Raw genomic sequence first — 1,648 nt, forward strand, 5'->3', positions numbered from 1 at the left:
CAACGAAGTTTGTAAAGGTAGCTAATGCAGGATTGTTCATCATGAAACCAATCAACAAATTCGCCCCAACTTGTAGGGTAATCTACACCTGCTTTTAATAAATACGATGAAGTTTTCATCACTACATATTGACACTGGTGGCGCTAAATGGATAGCCCTTTTTTATGTACAGGTATAATGGTTTTTCACTGGTTTACGACAAAAAATGATTAAAAGTCGTTCTTTAGTTGTATCTGTTTATCAATTGAAAACCCGTAATTGTCTGATATTGTTAACTTTAGTTTTTTGTAAAATGAAGGTAAATTCTACTTTACGCGCAGGCACGGTTTGTTTTTGCCTGTGCGATATAATTAATTGCTTTACTTCAATAAGATAGCAAATGTAGGATGATATTAATCAATAACTTGAACGGCCGACATTATCGGGCGAGCCCTTCAATAAGCTGTTATGCCTCAATCATGAGTTGACACATTTGGCGGAACAATTGAAAATGCATATGGACCTGTCGTCTAATTTGGAAAGGCACCACTCTTTGAGTGGGATCCCGGTTCGATTCCGGGTAGGTAAAGAGCATTTTCAGCGAGTGTTTTTTACCTACCTTGGATTGGATGAATGCTAGAACAAGATAGACTTGATGTCTTTGCTGCCCAAACAGAGAACGTTAGAGCTTTGGAGCAGGCATGGAAGCACATAAACAAAACCATCAATGCTGCTTACTCTAGCGGCGATAATTCTACAGCCGAAATTCACACCAAATTGCTAGCTCAAGTCTACTGTGCATTCGCCGAAGCTGTATTCTCGAAAGTAATCCATACACCTGATGGACTGTCCCTCGATGAGATTTCACAAGTAAAATCCCGAGGAAAGAAAAATATCGTGAATGCTTGGAAAAAGTGTGTTGAGCTATCTCTCCAAAAAGTTCAAGGTAAAAGTAGTGGTCATGTCGCTAACACGCGTCAAAAAATCGAGTCATTGATAGATCATTATATTTATGATCCAAGCCTTCTGAGAAACAAGATCGCCCACGGTCAGTGGAAGGTCGCACTTAATTCAAATAATACTAAGGTAAACTCAGCTTTAACTACAAAGGTTCAGGAAATTTCTGTTGTTGACCTTTACCGACATAAAGAAGCTTTTCAAAGTCTATTTCGCATCGTTGAAGACATTATCGAATCTCCTAATAAAACACACCATAGGGATTATTGGTCTCATATAACTGAGTTTGAAGAATCTCAGAGCAAGATGGCTAGTTGGACTATCGAAAAAAAGATTGCCTCATTAAGAGCAAAAAAGGAACGTTTTAAACACGCCAAAGGCATAACAAGTCAAAGCAGCCAGACGCAGCAGAGCTGCGCCGCTGTTTGAAGCGTTAAGTGCCTTATCCACCTCGGTAATTATAAAAAGGATTTACCAATGTCATCGTTGTCAGAATATGACGATTTAAAGCAATTTGAAAAAACTACATGGAAGTCGAATCTAACAAGGAGAGTTGATAGTTTTAGAGAAGTTATTAACGAGGGGAATAACTTCGAAGAGTTCTTTGGAAAGGAATACTTAGAAAAGCTAACAGAGAAATCTGCAAGGCGAGACTGTAACTAATTTTGTGTAACTGCTTATCAACACGTACTCTATTGAGAGTTAAGGATAG

1 protein-coding gene and 1 pseudogene are annotated in these 1,648 nt (G+C 38.5%); one reads left to right on the forward strand and one right to left on the reverse strand.

Going from position 1 to position 1,648, the window contains the following annotated elements; all coding sequences use genetic code 11:
- Window positions 1–119 (reverse strand): annotated as a pseudogene (locus IEY42_RS22040) (IS1595 family transposase); the annotation flags it as partial.
- Window positions 120–612: 493 nt separating this feature from the next.
- Here IEY42_RS22040 and IEY42_RS22045 point away from each other — a divergent pair.
- Window positions 613–1,365: a hypothetical protein gene (locus tag IEY42_RS22045; RefSeq protein ID WP_188927308.1), complete on the forward strand. Its 753-nt coding sequence runs from the start codon at window positions 613–615 to the stop codon at window positions 1,363–1,365.
- Window positions 1,366–1,648 lie beyond the last annotated feature (283 nt).

This window comes from Shewanella algicola (assembly GCF_014648035.1).
In the GTDB taxonomy this organism is placed as follows: Bacteria; Pseudomonadota; Gammaproteobacteria; order Enterobacterales; family Shewanellaceae; genus Shewanella; species Shewanella algicola.

Bases quoted from the DNA above. Each gene is read 5' to 3' on its own strand.
- IEY42_RS22045 (WP_188927308.1), top strand. From the start codon at position 613: ATGCTAGAACAAGATAGACTTGATGTCTTTGCTGCCCAAACAGAGAAC.